Annotated in this window: 20 protein-coding genes; 8 read left to right on the top strand and 12 right to left on the bottom strand. The window is 66.0% G+C overall.

Annotation, left to right across the window (positions count from 1 at the left end):
* The first annotated feature begins 84 nt into the window (after positions 1-84).
* Entirely contained in the window at positions 85-1347 is a 1263-nt protein-coding gene (locus ACVISU_RS04125) for a serine hydrolase domain-containing protein (RefSeq protein ID WP_456706090.1), read from the top strand.
* Between the two features lie 7 nt (positions 1348-1354).
* Here the strand turns inward: ACVISU_RS04125 and ACVISU_RS04120 are convergent, their stop codons facing one another.
* The 4 genes from ACVISU_RS04120 to ACVISU_RS04105 form a co-directional block, all read right to left on the bottom strand.
* Complete coding sequence (locus tag ACVISU_RS04120) at positions 1355-1852, bottom strand: peptide deformylase (protein ID WP_456706089.1); 498 nt, start codon at positions 1850-1852, stop codon at positions 1355-1357.
* Positions 1853-1921: 69 nt separating this feature from the next.
* The gene (locus ACVISU_RS04115) at positions 1922-2794 is read right to left on the bottom strand and encodes a GNAT family N-acetyltransferase (RefSeq protein ID WP_456706088.1); all 873 of its coding nucleotides are present in this window, start codon (positions 2792-2794) and stop codon (positions 1922-1924) included.
* A 67-nt stretch (positions 2795-2861) separates the two neighbouring features.
* Positions 2862-3722: a DMT family transporter gene (locus ACVISU_RS04110; protein WP_050406515.1), complete on the bottom strand. Its 861-nt coding sequence runs from the start codon at positions 3720-3722 to the stop codon at positions 2862-2864.
* On the bottom strand, positions 3719-4228 hold the full coding sequence (locus tag ACVISU_RS04105) for a MarR family winged helix-turn-helix transcriptional regulator (protein ID WP_456706087.1): 510 nt from the start codon (positions 4226-4228) through the stop codon (positions 3719-3721). The genes ACVISU_RS04110 and ACVISU_RS04105 overlap by 4 nt, the downstream gene beginning before the upstream one ends.
* Positions 4229-4441: 213 nt before the next feature.
* Between ACVISU_RS04105 and ACVISU_RS04100 the strand changes: the two genes are divergently transcribed.
* The gene (locus ACVISU_RS04100; protein ID WP_050406614.1) at positions 4442-5239 is read left to right on the top strand and encodes a DUF899 domain-containing protein; all 798 of its coding nucleotides are present in this window, start codon (positions 4442-4444) and stop codon (positions 5237-5239) included.
* A 134-nt stretch (positions 5240-5373) separates the two neighbouring features.
* Here ACVISU_RS04100 and ACVISU_RS04095 read toward each other — a convergent pair whose 3' ends face one another.
* Complete coding sequence (locus ACVISU_RS04095) at positions 5374-6276, bottom strand: LysR family transcriptional regulator (RefSeq protein WP_456706086.1); 903 nt, start codon at positions 6274-6276, stop codon at positions 5374-5376.
* A 102-nt stretch (positions 6277-6378) separates the two neighbouring features.
* Here ACVISU_RS04095 and ACVISU_RS04090 point away from each other — a divergent pair, with 102 nt between their 5' ends.
* The 3 genes from ACVISU_RS04090 to ACVISU_RS04080 all read left to right on the top strand — a co-directional run bounded on the left by ACVISU_RS04090 (position 6379) and on the right by ACVISU_RS04080 (position 9643).
* Positions 6379-6933 (top strand): N-acetyltransferase family protein, encoded by a 555-nt coding sequence (locus ACVISU_RS04090; protein WP_456706085.1) that lies wholly within the window; start codon positions 6379-6381, stop codon positions 6931-6933.
* Positions 6930-8108: an MFS transporter gene (locus tag ACVISU_RS04085; protein ID WP_456706084.1), complete on the top strand. Its 1179-nt coding sequence runs from the start codon at positions 6930-6932 to the stop codon at positions 8106-8108. Before ACVISU_RS04090 ends, ACVISU_RS04085 begins: the two co-directional genes overlap by 4 nt.
* Before the next feature lie 71 nt (positions 8109-8179).
* Positions 8180-9643 (top strand): M20/M25/M40 family metallo-hydrolase, encoded by a 1464-nt coding sequence (locus ACVISU_RS04080; protein ID WP_456706083.1) that lies wholly within the window; start codon positions 8180-8182, stop codon positions 9641-9643.
* A 3-nt stretch (positions 9644-9646) separates the two neighbouring features.
* On the opposite strand, the gene ACVISU_RS04075 is transcribed toward ACVISU_RS04080, so the two are convergent.
* The 4 genes from ACVISU_RS04075 to ACVISU_RS04060 all read right to left on the bottom strand — a co-directional run bounded on the left by ACVISU_RS04075 (position 9647) and on the right by ACVISU_RS04060 (position 12605).
* The gene (locus ACVISU_RS04075; protein WP_456706082.1) at positions 9647-10156 is read right to left on the bottom strand and encodes a DUF1993 domain-containing protein; all 510 of its coding nucleotides are present in this window, start codon (positions 10154-10156) and stop codon (positions 9647-9649) included.
* 17 nt (positions 10157-10173) lie between these two features.
* Positions 10174-10692: a glutathione S-transferase C-terminal domain-containing protein gene (locus ACVISU_RS04070; RefSeq protein ID WP_456706081.1), complete on the bottom strand. Its 519-nt coding sequence runs from the start codon at positions 10690-10692 to the stop codon at positions 10174-10176.
* A 174-nt stretch (positions 10693-10866) separates the two neighbouring features.
* A complete protein-coding gene (locus tag ACVISU_RS04065; protein ID WP_456706080.1) occupies positions 10867-11139 on the bottom strand; it encodes a hypothetical protein in 273 nt (90 codons plus the stop codon).
* Between the two features lie 26 nt (positions 11140-11165).
* Positions 11166-12605 carry an MFS transporter gene (locus tag ACVISU_RS04060; protein WP_456706079.1) on the bottom strand — a complete coding sequence of 480 codons (1440 nt, stop codon included), beginning with the start codon at positions 12603-12605 and terminating at the stop codon, positions 11166-11168.
* A gap of 67 nt (positions 12606-12672) precedes the next feature.
* On the opposite strand from ACVISU_RS04060, the gene ACVISU_RS04055 reads away from it, so the two are divergent.
* Positions 12673-13614: a LysR family transcriptional regulator gene (locus tag ACVISU_RS04055; RefSeq protein ID WP_456710752.1), complete on the top strand. Its 942-nt coding sequence runs from the start codon at positions 12673-12675 to the stop codon at positions 13612-13614.
* A 21-nt stretch (positions 13615-13635) separates the two neighbouring features.
* On the opposite strand, the gene ACVISU_RS04050 is transcribed toward ACVISU_RS04055, so the two are convergent.
* A complete protein-coding gene (locus ACVISU_RS04050) occupies positions 13636-14541 on the bottom strand; it encodes a LysR family transcriptional regulator (protein WP_050406612.1) in 906 nt (301 codons plus the stop codon).
* A gap of 214 nt (positions 14542-14755) precedes the next feature.
* Here ACVISU_RS04050 and ACVISU_RS04045 point away from each other — a divergent pair, with 214 nt between their 5' ends.
* Positions 14756-16273, top strand: coding sequence for an MFS transporter (locus ACVISU_RS04045; protein WP_456706078.1), 1518 nt, complete (start codon positions 14756-14758; stop codon positions 16271-16273).
* Positions 16274-16321: 48 nt separating this feature from the next.
* Here the strand turns inward: ACVISU_RS04045 and ACVISU_RS04040 are convergent, their stop codons facing one another.
* Positions 16322-16726, bottom strand: coding sequence for a cupin domain-containing protein (locus ACVISU_RS04040; protein WP_050406611.1), 405 nt, complete (start codon positions 16724-16726; stop codon positions 16322-16324).
* A 102-nt stretch (positions 16727-16828) separates the two neighbouring features.
* Positions 16829-17230 carry an Ohr family peroxiredoxin gene (locus tag ACVISU_RS04035; RefSeq protein ID WP_050406505.1) on the bottom strand — a complete coding sequence of 134 codons (402 nt, stop codon included), beginning with the start codon at positions 17228-17230 and terminating at the stop codon, positions 16829-16831.
* A 148-nt stretch (positions 17231-17378) separates the two neighbouring features.
* Between ACVISU_RS04035 and ACVISU_RS04030 the strand changes: the two genes are divergently transcribed.
* The gene (locus tag ACVISU_RS04030; RefSeq protein WP_456706077.1) at positions 17379-17846 is read left to right on the top strand and encodes a MarR family winged helix-turn-helix transcriptional regulator; all 468 of its coding nucleotides are present in this window, start codon (positions 17379-17381) and stop codon (positions 17844-17846) included.
* Positions 17847-17967: the final 121 nt, after the last annotated feature.

Genomic DNA, 17967 nt, shown 5'->3' with positions numbered 1-17967 from the left:
ACGGTCACCCCGGCGCAAACGCAGGATGTGTCTCGTGCCATCGCATGATACGGATCTTGTTCCGCAGCTCTGGAGCCAGCCTTGATGTCCGTCGCAGCCGCCGCCAATCAGCAACCAAACCCCACCGCCGCCGAGAGCGATCCCGAGGCGCTTGGCTGGATGCAGGGCTTTCCGCCGCCGCGGGACAAGACGATCGCGTTCCAGGACGGCTCGTTCCGCAGCTTTCCCGAACTGCGCTGGGCCTGGAGCAATATCCGCCAGCTGGTGCCGACGGTGAACGTCTGGCGCGGAGCGGGGCCGGCCTCGGTGCTGCCGCGCGAGGATCACGACATCGGCGCCTCCGCGTCGGTGACGATGGACGGCCGCCCGCAGACGTTCGCGCAGATGCTGGAGGACAGCTATGCCGACGGCATCGCCGTGCTGCATCGGGGTAAATTGATCTACGAGCGCTATTTCGGCGCGCTGAAGCCGCACAAGCCGCATATCGCGATGTCGGTGACGAAGTCGTTCACCGGCGTGCTGGCCGGTATGCTGGTGGCCGAGGGCAAGATCGATCCGCAGGCGCCGGTGACCGACTATGTGCCGGAGTTGAAGGCGAGCGCGTTCGGCGATGCGCGCGTGCATGAGGTGATGGATATGACCACGGGGCTGAAATACACCGAGGTCTATACCGACAGGAATTCCGACGTGTGGGGGCTGCGGCGCGCCAACGGCATGGCGCCGATTCCCCCAGGCTATGAGGGCGCCAGCAATATCTTCGATTTCCTGTGCGGGCAGCAGAAGCAGGGCGAGCACGGCAAGGCCTTTGCCTACAAGACCGTCAATACCGACGTGCTGGCCTTCATCATCAGGCGCGCCAGCGGTATGACCCTGTCGGACATGCTGTCCGAGAAGATCTGGGCGCCGATGGGCGCGGAGGAGGATGCGCATTATCATGTCGATCGGATCGGCACCGAAAGCGGCGGCGGCGGATTGTCCACGACGCTGCGCGATCTCGCCCGCTTCGGCGAGACGATCCGCAACCATGGTCGCTTCAACGGCCGCCAGATCGTGCCGTCCACCGTCGTCGAGGACATCGCGCGGGGCGGCGATCCCGAAAAGTTCAAGCCGGCCGGCTATACCACCTTGCCCGGCGCGTCCTACCGCAATCAGTGGTGGGTGACGCACAATGCGCACGGCGCCTACATGGCGCGCGGCGTGCACGGCCAGGGCATCTACATCGATCCGAAGGCCGAGATGGTGATCGCGCGCTACGCCTCGCACCACGCCGCCGGCAATGCCGCGAACGACCCCGTCACGCTGCCGGCCTACATGGCGCTGGCGAAGGATTTGATGGCGGGAGGGTGAGGTCGAGTTACGTGCGCGAGATCTTCTCGAACCGCTTGATCAGGCGCTCCCGCTTCAGGCGGGACAGCCGCCTGATCCAGAACACGCCGTCGAGCTGATCGATCTCGTGCTGATGGCACACCGCGCGCAGCGCGTCCGACTCCTCGGTCTGCATGTTGCCGTCGAGATCCTGATAGCGGATGCGGACGCGCGCATGGCGCTCGACTTCGTCGTTGACCCCGGGCATCGAGACGCTGCCTTCCTTGTGCAGGATCATTTCCGATGAGGCCCAGATGATCTGCGGATTGACATAGGTCCGCGGCCCTTCGCCGGCATCGAGCTCGAGCACCACGACGCGCAGGGGCACACCGATGTGCGGCGCGGTGATGCCGATGCCCGGCGCCGCATGCATGGTCTCCAGCAGGTCGGCCGCCAACTCGCGCAGCGCGTCGTCGAACAGGTCGACCGGCTCAGCCGGGAGCGCAAGCCGGGGATCGGGATAACGGACGACGGGGCGGATGGTCATGCCGGTGTCATAGGCCAGCTCACGGCGCTGGACAACACGCGCAAGCAGGGGCCCCGCGAGATGCGTCGTTCAGAGATGCTTCTCGAAGAAAAGGTCGGGGTAGGGATCGTCGTTGAAACGCGGGATCTCGGTCCAGCCGGTCCTGCGATAGAGCTGGCCGGCTTCCGCCAGCGCGCTGTTGGTATCGAGCCGCAGCACCGCGATGTCGAGTTCGCGGGCGGCGCTTTCTGCGGCGTCCATGAGGCGGCGGCCGAGGCCGAGCCCGCGCGCGGCTGGCGCGACCCAGAGCCGCTTGATCTCCGCGTACTCGCCGCTCGTGCCTTTCAGCCCGACGCAGCCGATCGGCAGGCCGTCCGACATCGCCACGATGAAACTGCCGCGGGGCCGGACCATGTCCTTGGCATCGGGATCGCGGGACAGCTTGACGTCGAACCCCTGTTTGAAGCGCCGGGCGAGCTCGGCGTAATATTCGCCGAGGCAGTAGCGCGCCGCCTCGCTGCGCGGGTCCATCTCGTGCAGGGCAGTGCCGTCGCGCCCGAGCGCCGAGGCAATCAGATCCATCGCCGCCAGCAGCGCCTCGCGTTGGGTGTGATGGCCGAGGAAGTCCTTGGCCTGCCGGTTGGAAATCGCCTCGTAGGCGTTGAACTCGCGTCTGCCCGCTGGGGTCAGCTTCGCGATGCGCCGGCGCGCATCGTCGCCGTGCGCGCTCGTCTCGATCAGTCCCTCGTCCTCGAGGCTGCGCAACAGGCGGCTCATCAGGCCGGAATCGAGCCCGAGATAATCCCTAATGTCGCCGACGTCGGCGCGGCCGTGCCCGATCGCGTTCAGCACCCGCGCCGCGCCGAGCGGCCGGCCGCGGCCGAGGAACGAGGTGTCGAGCGCGCCGACCGCGGAGGTGACGGCACGGTTGAAGCGGCGGACGCGGGAAACCGGGTCGAGCATATGTCTGACCTTAGTCAGACATCATCCGGTCGTCAATTGCAGAGGCTGCGCAATCAGGCAGGCACGTCTAGCCCCGCGCCAGCACCAGCACGTTGCCGACGAGGATCGCGGCGGCGCCGGCGAGCACCGGCCAGCCCAGCGCAAGGTGCTCGAACAGCGCCGACAGCACCAGCGCGACGAGCGGCACCAGTGCGAGCGTGTACGCCGCACGGCCGGGGCCGAGACGGCGGACGAGTTCGAAATAGAGCATGAAGGTGATGCAGGAGGCTGCGACGGCGAGGTAGAGGAAGCTCAGCCCGTAGGACAGCGACAGATCGGCGGCAAACGGCGTTCCAGTTGCGACGGCCCAGAGCGCGCTCGCCGCGGCGCCGATGAAAGCGCCCCAGGCGAGCACGGCGACGACGGGCAGTCCGGCGCGCTGGTTGCGCGCGCCGACCGTTGTCCCGGCACCGGTCGCGATCGCCGCCGCAAGTGCCCAGGCCAGACCCGCGAGCGGCGCGACGCCATGCGCGGTGGTGCCGGGCAGGAAGATGATCGCGAGGCCAAGGATGCCGCACAGCGCGCCCCATACGAAGCTCGACGAGATCGGCACACCGAGCGCGGCTCGCGCGATCACGGCCGCGAACAGCGACGAGGTCGACAGTACCAGCGCCGCAAGGCCGCTCGGCATCCGCGCGGTCGCTTCATAGAACGCGATGAAGGCGATGGCGAAGAACAGCAGGCCCTGCAACGCGACGGCGAGCCGGTCCTTGCGCGGGATCGCGAGCGGCACGCCGCGCAGCCGGCTGTAACCGACCAGGATGAGGCCCGCGAGCACCATGCGCAGCGCTACCGACCACGGCGCGGGCGTGACGCCGGCCTGCATCGCGGTTGCCAGCGCGCCGCCACCCCAGAGCAGTGCGGTCAGCGCGAACAGTGCGGCCGTCACGGCGTTGCAGCGTCGTCGAGCAGCGCGCGCCAGCCGACGGCGTCGATCCGCGCGCTTTCGCCCTCGAGCCGGGTGAGGGCGGAATCGAGAGTTGTCCGCTCGCTGTCCGACAGGCGCGCAAGCAGCCGCGCCTCGATCGCGCTGCCCAAGGCGGCGATCCTGTTGAACGCGGTCCGCCCGCTGCGGGTGATGCTCACCGCCGCGAAGCGGCGGTCGGTCTTGCCCGGACGGCGCACCGCGAAGCCGAGCTCGACCAGTTGGCCGATGCCGCGGCTGACCGCGAACGGATCGAGCGTGCAGGCGCGGCCGATCTCGGAGGCGTTGGCCGCATCGCGCTCGGCGATCACGGCGAGGATGCGCCAGCCAGCCTGGCTCAGTCCGAACGTCTCGCTGTAGAAGCTCTCGAGTGGGCGGGCGACCTGGGCTGCGACGAGGAACAGGCGATAGGGGAGCCAGGCGCTGAGCTTCAGAGCATTATCGGATGCAGGGGCCAAGGTTTGCTTCATGGCGGCGAGGCTCGCACAGATAATTGCAATGTGCAAGTATAATACAAGGAGATCGAAGCGATCGGGGTGCGTGCGCGAAATCCCGACACACTTGTCACTCCCATCATTCGCTGCCGCCGCGTCAGACTGCGGCATGGCCAATGACGAACGGCCTCGGCGCGGGAACTGCATCGTGGTCGCGGAGTTCGTCCAATTCGAAAGATGGAGATCATCATGACCAAATCGGCCGAGAACGATCGCGGCGGACTGGCGGCAATGCAGACGCCGCCGGTGGTGTCGCGGGAGGCGTGGGAGGCGGCGCGGCTGGAGATGCTGGTGAAGGAGAAGGCGCAAATGCGGGCGCGCGACGCGCTTGCTGCTGAGCGGCGGCGGATGCCCTGGATGGCGGTCGAGAAGCCGTATGTCTTCGAGGGGCCGAACGGCAAGGCGAGCCTGCTCGACCTGTTCGAGGGCCGCCGGCAGCTGATCGTCTACCGCGCGTTCTTCGAGCCCGGCGTGTTCGGCTGGCCGGATCACGCCTGTCGGGGCTGCTCGCTCGGCGCCGACCAGGTCAGCCATCTCTCCCACCTGAACCAGCGCGACACCACGCTGGCCTACGCCTCGCGCGCGCCGCAGGCCGACATCGCGCGGCTGAAGGCGCGGATGGAGTGGGAGATGCCGTGGTACACGATAACAGACAGCTTTGACGCCGACTTCGGCGTTGCCGAGTGGCACGGCCACAACGTGTTCGTCCGTGACGGCGAGCGGATCTTCCGCACCTATCTCGTCAACAGCCGCGGCGATGAAGCGATGGGTACGGTGTGGAGCTATCTCGACATCACGCCGTTCGGCCGCCAGGAACTCTGGGAGGACTCGCCCAAGGGGTATCCGCAGGGCCCGACCTACAAATGGTGGAACTGGCACGACAATTACGAGGTGGAGACCGCGCCGAACGCGAAGTGGGCGGCCGTGACCGACGCCGGCGAGGCCGCGTTCCGCAAGATCGCGGAGCAGGAACGCAAGGCGACTTGACGGGTGGAGCAGGGAGGACGCGCGGCGTTTTCCCTAAAGCATGATCCGGAAAAGTGCGAAGCGGTTTTCCGAAAAGATCATGCTCAAACAAGGAGCTAAAGCGCGAAGGTTATTCAACCGAATCTCATCGCGCTTTAGCGGCCATTGTCCTTCGCTACCGAGAGTGTCTTCAGCGCCGAGAGCGTTTGCCGGAGACCGCGGTCGAGGCGCTTGTCGCGACGGATCACGACCGCGAGCCGGCGGTAGAGCCTTGGCGATAGCGACCGGAGGTTCAGGTCGCGCTGCATGGTCCTGGCGGGCACCGCCATCTCGGGCAGTATCGCGCAGCCGAGTCCGGCGCGCACCATCTCTTTGATCGCCTCGACACTGCCGAGCGACATCAACGGTTTCAGCGACACACCGCCACGCGCCAGCCATTCATCCGCGGTACGCCTGGTGTTGCCGCCGGGCTCGAACAGCAGCACCGGCCGGGTCGCCAGCACCTCTGGCGTGATCCGCGCCGGCAGCTTCATGTCGCGGGGCGCGATCAGCACGAACTCATCGTTCATGACCGGCGTGATCTCAAGGCTGCGCCCAGACACCGGCAGCGTGACGAGCGCGATGTCGATCGTGTTGTCTTCGACGGCCCGCGAGATCTCCGCTGTGTTGCCCGTCGTCACCGTGATCTCGAGCGAGGGCATGGTGGCCCGCAGTTCCTTCAGGATCGGTGGCAGGAGGAAGATGCAGGCGGTCGCGCCGGTACCGAGCCGCACACGGCCTGCGGTTCCCGCCGTCTGCTGCGCGACGGCGTCGACCGCCGACGTTACGGCCGCGTTGATCTGGTCCAGGTGCGAAAGCAGGGCAACGCCGGCCGCGGTCGGCCGGGCGCGTCGTCCGACCCGCTCGATCAAGATCGCATTCAGGCTGCGCTCAAGCTGGCGCACCTGCAGGCTCACCGCCGGCTGCGTGAGCTGCAATCGCTCGGCGGCGGCAGAAAAGCTACCGCTGTCGATTACGACGGCGAAGCTTTCGAGATAGTCGAGGTTGAGGTTCTTCATCAAAGAATCTTTTATACTACGCATAACCAATCAAAGCTTCACTTATATAATGCCGTGGCGCATGCTCGGGCAATATTGACGGCTCAAGCAGGAAGACAGGTGATGGCAGGCATCAACGGCGTCGTGGTCCGCGACGCGACCGACGGCGACATGGCTGACGTGCAGGGCATCTACACCCATCACGTGCTCAAGGGGCTCGCGACCTTCGAGGAGGTGCCGCCGACGGCGGACGAGATGCGCAGCCGCCGCGCCGCGGTGCTGGCGGCGGGGCTGCCATATTTGGTGGCCGAGATGGATGGCCGTGTGGTCGGCTATTGCTATGCGACGTCGTACCGGCCGCGGCCGGCCTATCGCCACACCATCGAGGACTCGGTCTACGTGGCCGACGGGCTGCGCGGACGCGGCATCGGCTTGGCGCTGCTGCAAGAGCTGATTGCGCGCGTGGAAGCGGGGCTCTGGCGGCAAATGATCGCCGTGATCGGCAACAGCGGCAACGCCGGATCGATCGCGCTGCACCGTCGCATGGGCTTCGAGATGGTCGGGACGCTGAAATCGGTCGGCTTCAAGCTCGGGCAGTGGGTCGACACCGTGCTGATGCAGCGGCCGCTTGGACCGGGGGCCTCCACGCTCCCGCCAGACACGGAAACGGCGCGTTGATCGCACGCCGGGTCGTGGCCGCCCTCGGGCTGGCTCAACTGATCTCGTGGGGCGCGACCTATTATCTGATCGGCGGCTTCGGCGAGCAGATCGCCGCGGATCTCGGCTGGGGGCGCGACATTGTCTACGGCGGCTTTACCGCGGCGCTGCTGGTCATGGGCGTGGCGTCACCGCTTGCGGGAAGATGGGTGGACAGCCGTGGCGGCCGGGAGGTCATGGTCGCAGGTGCCGTGATCAACGCGCTCGGCTGCGCCTGTCTCGCCATCTCGCACAAGATCGGCACCTACTTCACGTCATGGATCGTTCTCGGCCTCGGCATGCGGCTGACGCTGTATGATGCGGCATTTGCGGCGCTGGCCCGGATCGGCGGACCGGAGGAGCGCCGCGCGATGTCAGGGATCACCTTGCTCGGTGGCCTGGCGGCCACCGTATTCTGGCCGCTCGGCCATACGCTTTCGGAACAGTTCGGCTGGCGCATCGCAGTGCTGGTCTATGCGGGCTTTGCACTGCTGACGATCCCGCTGCATCTGCTGATCCCGAACAAGCGGTTTGCCGTCGTGTCGGGTTCGGCAGCGCCGGCATCTAGGCAACCGCGCGCCGCTGGCGGTCCGCGGCTTGCGGCGGCCGGCGGGCTCTACGCCGTGATCATGACCGGTGCGAACTTCCTCAATGCAGGCATGTCCGCGCATATGATCGCGGTGCTCGCCGGCCTCGGGCTCACCATCACCGTGGCGGTATGGATCGCAACGCTCCGGGGCATCGGGCAATCCGCCGCGCGGCTCTGCGAGATCCTGTTCGGTGCACGGCTCGATCCGCTGGCGCTCAACCTGATGGCCTGCCTGATCATGCCGCTGTCGTTCATCGCCGGCCTGTTCAGCGGAACGGCGAAGGAGATGGGAATCGCCTTCGCGCTGCTCTACGGCGCCTGCAACGGCATTCTGACCATCACCAGGGGAACGCTGCCGCTGATCCTGTTCGATCACCGCAGCTACGGCACGCTGGTCGGCCGGCTGATCGTCCCGAGCTTCATCCTGCCCGCGGCGGCGCCGCTGGTCTATGCAATCGTGATCGACCGCTACGGCGATGCCAGCGCGCTCTATCTCTCGACCGGCCTCGCCGTGACGACGTTGCTCGCGGCCGCGATGCTGAAGGTGATGTTCCCCAGAACTTCCTGAGCGCAGGGACTCGCTGAGGTAGGCGGCGCAAGTTATCCTGCTTCAAATCCAGATAAGGGAGGAAGAAGAACATGGTGCCGTCGACCAAGACCCGCTTCGCTGCGTTTGCTCTTGCTGCATTGCTGTGCTGTGCCGGAGCGGGACATGCACACGCCGAGCAGCCGGGCGACCGCACGGTTGAGCTGCTCAAGAAGCTGATCTCCTTCGACACGTCGAATGGTCCGGGCGATACGCGGGCACTTGCCGAATATCTGAAATCGCAATTCGCGCCGCTCGGCGCCGAGGTCGACATCTTCGTCGCCCCAAACGGCAAGGCCGCACATTTTATTGCGCGGCTGCGCGGCGACGGTTCGCGGAAGCCGGTGCTGCTCGCCGCGCATGCCGACGTGGTTCCGGTCGAGCGCGAGAAATGGACCGTGGAGCCGTTCGCCGGCGTCGAGAAGGACGGCTTCGTCTACGGGCGCGGCGCGATGGACTTCAAGGGCGGGCTCGCGGTCTTCGCCAGCGCGGTGATGCGGCTTGCCGAGGAGAAGACGCCGCTGTCGCGCGACGTGATCTTCCTCGCCGAGGCCGACGAGGAGCAAGGCCAATACAGCACGGTGTGGCTGGCGAAGAACCATTGGGACAAGATCGACGCCGAATTCGCGCTGAACGAAGGCGGCTATGTGCTGCAGGAGCGCGACGGCACGGTGCGCCAGATCAATATCACGACGGCAGAGAAGCTCTCGGCGACGTTTGCGTTGAAGGCGACCGGTCCCTCCGGTCATTCCTCACGGCCGTTCCCGGCGGGGGCGATGGCCAACGACCGCCTGATCGCGGCGCTGGCGAAGCTCGCGGCACATGATCCGGCCGTCAAGCTGGTGCCGGCGACCGAAGCCTATTTCAAGGCGCTGCTTCCGATCAGCTCGGAGCAGACGGCAGCCGATATCAGGCAGCTCTTGGCTGCGAAGGACCAGGGCGATCGCGATGCCGCGGGAAGGAAGCTGGTCGCCGACAATCCCAAGGACAGCCTACTGCTGCACGCGCTGCTGCGCGATACCATGGTGATCACCATGATCGACGCCGGCATCAAGCCCAACGTCATCCCCGGCGACGCCAAGGCGGTGGTGAACACGCGGCTGCTGCCGGGCAGCACCACGGATCAGATGATCGAGGAGATCAAGCGGGCGATCGGCGACCCCGGCATCGAGGTCAGCATCGTGACGTCGCTGTCGCAACAGGACGCGCGGGACGCCTATCTGACGCGCTCCAGGATCCCGGCGTCGCCCATCAATACCGAGCTCTATGCGGCGCTGGACCGCAACGCGAAGCGGATCTGGAAAGACGCCGTCCTGGTGCCGACGATGTTCGAGGCGGGGACGGACGCCACCGCCTGGCGCGAGCGCAACGTACCCGTCTACGGCATCTATCCCTATCCGCTCGACGACGACATCCTGAGCCGGATGCATGGCAACGACGAACGGATCGGCGTCGAGGCGATCAAGCAGGGGGCGGAGTGGGTCTACACCACGCTGCGCGAGGTCGCGAAGAAATAGAAGTCATTCCGAGAGGTAGTTGCCGAGGAAGTCACGCTTGCCGAGCGGCACGCCGCGATGGCGCAGGATGGCGTAGGCGGTCGTGACGTGGAAGAACAGGCTTGGCAGCGCGAAGCCATACAGATAGCGCGCTGACGGCATTGGCGGGACGCCGAAGGGCAAGGTGATGACCCGTTCCGCCGCCCGCTCGAATGCCCGAACCGGGACCTTGTCGATGTAGTCGAGCGTTCGCGATATCCTTGCGTAGGCCTCGGCGAGGCGCTGCTCGCCGTCGGCAAAGGGCGGCGGCTTCAGACCGGCGAGCCGCCCGGCGGCGCCCTTGGCGTGATCGCTGGCCCGTTGCACCTGACCGACCAGCGTCAGCATGTCCGGCGCCAGCCGCGCCGCGAGCATGGCATCGGGATCGAGACCGCGTTCGCGGGCGTGGGCCTCGCCCTTGCGCAGAAGATTGGCAAGCGCGTCGAGCATCTGCCGGAACACCGGAACCGAGGCGTCGTACAATGGTGTGCTCATGGGCATTCTCCCATTCGTCATGTCTGGTGCGAGGCAAGCCAATTCATCTCCGGAAGCTCCGGCACGATGCCGCGGCGGGTCGCGATCGCCCAATCGCCGTCGTAGTAGTGTGTGAGGATATGGTCGTAACGCAGCGTGGCAGCGACGCCGGGAAGGGCGTGGACGCGCCTCAATAAATCCGGCAGGTGCCGATAGTCGACGAGCCGCCTGCGGCTTGCGCGGAACAGCGGATTGTACACGGCATCGAAGCGCACCAGCGTCGAATAGACCAGGACATCGGCCAGCGTTGGCCGTTCGCCGAGGCAAAATCGGCGGCCATCGCTTAGCCGGTCGTCGAGCTCGTCGAGAAAGCCGAATAGCTGATCCATCGCGGCGGTGTATCCGCGTTGATGCGTCGCGCCGGCCACCGCGTAGACGCCGACCGACAAGCGGCGTGCGATCTCGCCGTTCAGGTCGTCCATCGCGGGCTTCAGCTCGGCCGGGCAGAGATCGAGAACGCGATCGCCGGTGATCGCATCGAATGCGTCGTTCAGCATTGCTGCGATCTCGAGCGATTCATTGCTGACGATGCGGCGGGAGTGGCGATCCCACAGCACCGGAACGGTGACCTTACCGGTATAGTTCGGTGCCGAGGCGCGATAGGCCTCGTGCAGATGCAGGAAGCCGTTGTCCGCATTGTCGATGGTCGACAGGGCGGTGTCCGCAAAGCTCTAGCCGTCGGGCGTGTCCCAATGCGGATGCAGGACGGAGAGGCCGACGATGTCCTCCAGTTGCTTGAGCGCGCGCACGATCAGGACCCGGTGCGAGAACGGGCAGGCCGGCGAGGCATAGAGGTGATAGCGCCGCGGCTCGGCGCGGAAACCCGACGCACCGTCTGCGGTGATGCGGTCGCGAAAGCGGCCGGCATGGATCATCTGTTGCGCCTTGAGTTCGGGCGTCGGATCGATATCGCCGCGCCAGAGACCGTTGATCATGAGCTTCATGGCATTCACCATCGGTCGCTGCGATCTCAGGCTGCCGCCGGCTCGCGTGGCAGCCACAGCGATAGCCAGCCGCCGAGCGCCAGCAGCGCGACATTGCAGCCGAGCGCGATCGTGAAAGCGTGTGCATAGTCGCCGGCCTGCGGACACGGTCCGAGCAGGCTGTAGAAGATGCCGCCGATGATGGCGACGCCGAGTGCGGCGCCGATCTGGAAGGTCGAGATCATCATCCCGGATGCCAGCCCGGCGTGACGCGGCTCGATGCTGCCGATCACGGCCTTGATCACCGACGGCATCACGGTGCCGAAGCCGAGCCCGCCGCAGATCAGGCCGAATTCAGCGCTTTGTGGCAACATGCCACTAACCGACAGCATCACGACACCGAAGCCGATGACCTGGAGCGCAAAGCCCAGCGTCAGCGTGCGCGCGCCGAGCCACTGCATCACCAGCGACGACACCAGCGAACTCACGAAGAAGCCGGTGGCAAAGGGCAGGGTGGCGAGGCCGGCCGCCAGCGGGGAAAAATGCAGCCCGCTTTGCAGGTAGACCGCAAAGGTGAGGTAGAACGACGACAGCATGTAGAAGGCGAGCGCCATCACCAGCCCGATGACGAAATCGCTGTTGCGTAGAAGGTGAAGCGCGACCAGCGGGTCGCCGCCGCGCCGTGCGAGGCGCGCCTCGAAGCGGACGAAGGCGGCGAGCATCAGCGGAGAGGCCAGCAGCATCGCGACGATCCAGATAGGCCAGCCGGACTCCCGGCCCTCGATCAACGGATAGACCAGCAAGCCCAGCGTCAACGAGAGCAGGATGACGCCGCCGACGTCGAGCCGCTGCGCATGCTCGGCGCGCGAGTCCGTGAGGAACAGCAGTCCGCCAATGAAGGCGGCAAGGCCGATCGGCACGTTGATCAGGAAGATCGCTTGCCAGGCGAGGCCAAACGGATGGGCCGAGACCAGGACGCCGCCGAGCACCTGGCCGCAGATGTTGGCAAGACCGAACGTTGCGCCATAGAAGCCGAGCGCGCGGCCCTGTTCGGCCGCCGGAAACAGCACGCGGATCGAGGCGAGCACCTGCGGCGCCATCACGGTCGCGGTGAGGCCTTGCAGGATTCGCCCGGCGACCAGCACGTCCGGCGACCATGCGATGCCGCACAGCACCGACGCGATCGTGAAGCCGGCGACGCCGGTCAGGAACATGCGCCGCCGGCCGAGCAGGTCGCCGAGCCGGCCGCCGGTGATCAGGAACACTGCGTAGGTCGCAGCATAGGCCGAGATCACGAACTGCACTTCGCCTGGGGTGGCGCCGAGATCGTCGCGAATGGCCGGCAGCGCGAGGTTGACGACGTTGAAATCGAGGATCGGCAGGAAGGCGCCGGTAAGAAGCACGGGCAGCGCCAGCCATCGCCGCGGGTCGACCGTTGCCGGCCTTGTGTCGTGCAGCTGCAACGTCTCGGTGGTTTCGCTTGTCACCTGCCAGCTCCTCCGCGTCGCCGGTGCGGCACTCGAGGTGCGCCCGTCGGCCGAACTTTTCGGGAAGATGGCTTGTCCGTTCGTGATAAGGTATTCGCCAACTCTGCGAACCGAGTTTGCAAAAATGCACAGCGTTCTCGCGGTAGCGCGCGAGGGCAGCCTATCCGGGGCAGCGCGCAGACTGGGCGTGACGCATTCGACCGTGTTCCGCCGCCTCGGCACGATCGAAGCAGCGATCGGAACACGCCTGTTCGAGCGCTTCCGCGATGGTTACGCGCCGACCCCCGCCGGCGAGACCGCGGCGGCTTCGGCGGCGCGGCTCGAGGATGAGGTAATCGCGCTTGAGCGCAGGTTGGCGGGACAGGACCTCAGGCCATCAGGCCCGGTCCGGATCACCACGACCGATACGCTCGGCGCGGTGCTGATGCGGCATCTGCCCGCGATGCGTGCTGCGCATCCGGAGATCGAGCCGGAAATCATCATCTCCAATGCGATGGCGAATCTGACCCGCCGCGAGGCCGAGATCGCGATCCGGCCGACGCCGGCGCCGTCCGAACTGCTGGTCGGACGGCGCGTCGCCGATATTGCCCATGCGGTCTACGGATCGCGGGCCTATCTCGCGCGGCGCAATGACAAGGATCTGTCGGCACACGACTGGGTCGGGCTCGACGATGCGCTGGCGGGAACCGTGATCGCCGGCTGGATGCGCGACAACCTGCGCCCGGCGCGCTTCGCGTGCCGCGTCGATGCGCTTCCGGCGCTGTGCGATGCGGCGGCGGCGGGACTGGGGCTTGCGTTGCTTCCCTGCTATGTCGGCGATCCCGCGCCGGCGCTGCGCCGCCTGACACCGAAGGCGCTCGCCGAGCCGCGCTCGGCGCTGTGGCTGCTGACGCATGACGATCTCAAACGCACCGCGCGCATCCGCGCCACGCTCGATTTCCTGGCCAAGGCGCTGGTGTCGGAGCGCGCGCTGTTCGAGGGCAGGCGAGCCGGCCACGCGCGGCGGTAGCGGGCAGGGCGCGCCAATCGATCAGGACCCGGCCGCTTCGGTGACGATGCGGAGATCCCGTGCCGGGCGATCCGCAGGCGGACGGTGATGTTCGCGAAAGGCGCTCGCCAACGTTTTCAGCGTCGCACGCGACTTCGCGTCCGACAATTTCGACAGCAGCATGATCTCGGATGGAGGCAGCGCGGGGAGGCCGAACTTCTCGGTGACCTCGACCGCGCCCGGCGGGACGACCCGGCGCGAGAACACCGAGATCGCAAGGCCAGCCGAGACGGCTTCGGCGACGGCAAAGGCTCCGCAGCCAAGGAAGGTTTCGGTCCACGGCAACCCTGCCGTGTCGAGCGCATGGGTCGCGGTGTTGAGGATTCCACAAGACGGCGAGGAGGCCGCCAATCGAAATGGCTCGCCCTTGCGATGGACAAAGTTCGGCGTGGCGAACCAGCCGAAATGATCGGGTCCCAGAACCTCGCCGTCGCGCCGATCGTCATCCCGGAACACGATCACGGCGTCGATCGTCCCGCGATCGAAGGCCTCCAGCAGGTCACGGGCATCGTCGAGCCGGACCTCGATCGTCAGTGCCGGATCATGCGCATTGAGCCGCGCCAGCAAGGTCGGAAGCTCGGGCGCGCCGACGTGGGTCGCGATCCCCAATGAGAAGCGGCGGCGAACGGACGACAGCCCGGCGACCGCGCGATCGTGTGCGGCAAGGAAGGCGCGCGCGGACTCGAGGAATGCGGCTCCCTGCACCGAGAGGCGCACCAGCCGCGGGGTTCGCTCGACCAGCTTCTGGCCGACCCGGTCTTCCAGCCGCCTCAGCTTGACGCTGATCGCCCCTTGCGTGGTGCCGAGCGCGTCGGCGGCGCGTGTGAAGCTCTTGAGATCTGCGATGGTCACGAAAGCCTTCACGGCGTCGACGTCGAGGGTGGTCATGTCAGTCATCCGGAATTGTTGTCTCTGAAATATCTAGTCATCCAATTCAACAATGCTCAAGCCGTGATTAGCTTTTGGCCGTGAAGCGCCGCCGCCACCCGATTCCTGCCGTTGCTGCCTCAATACATCGTGAGTCGATCGACCGTCGCTGCTGCCAGCACCCTGGCAACAGCGTGCGGTATCCCGTTGGCTTGCCATAACAAAAGGCCTGATCATGTCTACTGAACTGAGCCGCCGCGGCGCTGTCGTGTTGTCCGCCGTATGCCTTGCCTGCCTGATGTTCGGATTGGAGATATCCAGCATCCCCGCGATCCTGCCGACGCTGGAGCGGGTGTTGCATGCCGACTTCAAGTCGCTGCAATGGATCATGAACGCCTACACGATCGCGGTGACCACGGTGCTGATGGCGATCGGGACGATCGCTGATCGCTATGGGCGGAAGCGCATCTTCCTGGTCGCGATCGCGGCGTTCGGCATCACCTCGCTGATCTGCGGTGTCGCCTCGAGCGTCGAAATGCTGATCATCGCCCGGTTGCTGCAGGGGCTGAGCGGCGGCGCGCTTTTGATCTGCCAGATCGCCGTGCTGTCGCACGAATTCCAGGGCGGGCGGGTACGCGCCGTTGCCTGGGGCTGGTGGGGCGTGATCTTCGGCATCGGTCTCGGCTTCGGGCCGATCATCGGCGGCGCCGTCGTCGCGCTGCTGAGCTGGGAATGGGTGTTCCTGGTCCATGTGTTGTTCGCAGCGGTCGCGTTCGTGCTCACGATCGGCGGCGTCCATGAATCGAAGGACCCGAAGGCGAGCAGCCTCGATGTTGCCGGCATCGTCACGATGTCGCTCGCGGTGTTCTGCCTCGCCTTCTACATCACGCAGGGGCCGGATCTCGGCTTCGCCAGCCCGAAGGGGCTCGCGATCCTCGGTGTCTCCGCACTGAGCTTCATCGCGTTCCTGGTTGCCGAAAGAATCAGCCGGCGTCCGATGTTCGATTTTTCGGTGTTTCGGATCCCGGCGTTCTCCGGCTCGATCGTCGGCTCGGCCGCGATGAACCTCAGCTACTGGCCGTTCATGATCTATCTGCCGATCTGGTTTCACGCCGGCCTTGGCTATGACAGCGTGTCCGCCGGCCTTGCGCTGCTGGCCTACACGCTGCCGACGCTGGTGATGCCGCCCTTCGCCGAGCGGCTGTCGCTGCGCTATCAGCCCGGCCTGATCATCCCCGCGGGGCTGTTCACCATCGGCATCGGCTTCATGCTGATGAAGTTCGGCAGCGCCGCCGCGCAGCCCGACTGGCTGGCAATGCTGCCAGGCTGTCTGATCGCCGGAATTGGCCTCGGCATCACCAATACGCCGGTGACCAACACGACGACGGGCTCGGTCTCGAGCGACCGCGCCGGCATGGCCTCTGGCATCGACATGAGCGCGCGGATGGTCTCGCTTTCGGTCAACATCGCCTTGATGGGCTTCATCCTGGCGAGCGGCGTGCTGGCGCATTTGAAGGCCGTATTGCCCGCGCTGGATGGCGCGCAGCTTCGCGTCATCGCGGAACGGATCGCGGCCGGCGATGCCGTATCCGCGCCCGAACTGACAGGGGCTGTCGTACACCAGGCGCTGGCCAGCGGCTTTGGCTGGGTGATGCTCTATGGCGGCATCGGCGTATGGATCATGGCCGCGATCAGCTTCCTGATCTTCAACGCGCGGCCGATGCGGCAGGCCGAAGCCCAGGGCACCAAGTGAACCTGACGTCGTCGCGCTCGCCCCCGGAAAGGGGCGGGCCGCCGACATTCACTTCACGAGGGTCAGCAGCGGCTTGTCTTTCTCGACGATATAGGTCGCAAGCTCGCTGGCGGTGACGTTGCCGACGTTCTTCGCCGCATGGATCGTGCCTGCGGGAATGAACAGCACGTCGCCCGCCTTCAGCGTTGCCGGCGCTCTGCCGTCGACATCATATTCGAGCGTCCCGGCGAGCACATAGATGATCTCCTCGCCGGGATGCGTATGGCGGCCGAATGCCTTGCCGGGCGCGATATCGACACGCACCTGGACGGCTTCGCGTCCGGGCGCGCTGAGGTCGTGGTGCTGCAAATCGGTTCGCGTGAAGTCGGCCGGCGGTTGAGCTTGGGCAGTCGGTGTCGTCAGGAAACTTCCAACGATCAGGGCTGCTCTTGCGACCAGGCGCGTCGCAATCATCAGCTTGCGCGTCATCTTCAACTCCTGGGTTTGTCTTCCGGACGTGCCCGACCGCGAACCGGCAAGGCGCCGGCCCGCGTCGGTGGTCGTCATCTCTCTGCTTCAGAGAAGGGTGGTCGCGACGTCGATGTTGCCGTGGACTGCCTTGGAGTAGGGGCAGATGCCGTGCGCGGCTTCGATCAGCTGCTGCGCAACCTCGCGCTCGACGCCGGGAACGCGGACGTTGAGGCGTGCGCTCAGGAAGAACGAACTGCCGGCCTGGTTCAGATCGATCTCGGCATCGACCTCGGGCTCGCTCGCCAGCTTGACCTTGCGCTGTCCGGCGGCGAGCTGGATCGCGCCGATGTAGCAAGCCGACCAGGCGGCGGCGAACAGGTTCTCCGCGGCCGGGTGCGGCTGCGGCAGCTTGACGTCGAGGAAGCCGTCGCCTGAGCGGGCGGCGCCGTTCGGGCCGGCGGTGACGTGGGTCTTTCCGGTGACAAGGACCTTGGCATTGGCAGTCATGATGCGCTCCTTTTGGATAAAGTTAGATCGTATCCGATCTAATCGGATGCGCGTTGAATTAGTTCCGGCACTGGACTATGTCAAGCACTTCCGATTTAATCGGATGCGATTTATATGGATTGGGACTTCACAAACTCCGGAGGCGCCCGTGACCCGCTACCCCAAGGCCGAGGCCAAAGGCCGAAAACTCTCGAATTTTCTATGCTTTGCGGTCTATTCGGCCAATCTGGCCTTCGGCCGCGCTTACAAGCCGATCCTCGACGCGGTCGGCCTGACCTACACCCAGTACATTGCCCTGATCGCGCTGTCGGAGGCCGACGACCAGACCGTGAGCGAGCTCGGCGAGAAGCTGTTCCTGGAATCCAACACGCTGACGCCGATCCTGAAGAAACTGGAGCAGAGCGGTTACATCAGCCGCGTCAGAGATCCCGCCGACGAGCGGCAGGTGCGGGTGAGCCTGACGGCAGCCGGCCGGCGCCTGCTCGACAAGGAGATCAACGCGTCGCTGGTCGAGGCCACCGGGCTCGGCGACGAGTTTCCGATCGTGCAGAAGAGTGTGGTCAGGCTGCGTGACAATCTGCTGAATCACACGCGCGGCGATTCGAAGAAGGCCTGAGGCTGCGGCGGCGGCGTGCCGGCGCACCGCGCTGCCGTACCAAATTGTAACGCGCTGTATACGCGCCGCGTCGTCCGCATTTTCGCCACGGTGCAACCGGCCATCGCGTAGGAGTTCAGAT

This window comes from Bradyrhizobium sp. USDA 4452 (assembly GCF_054063575.1).
Note: the sequence above shows the minus strand (reverse complement) of the source record. Positions and strands in the feature narration are given on the sequence as shown.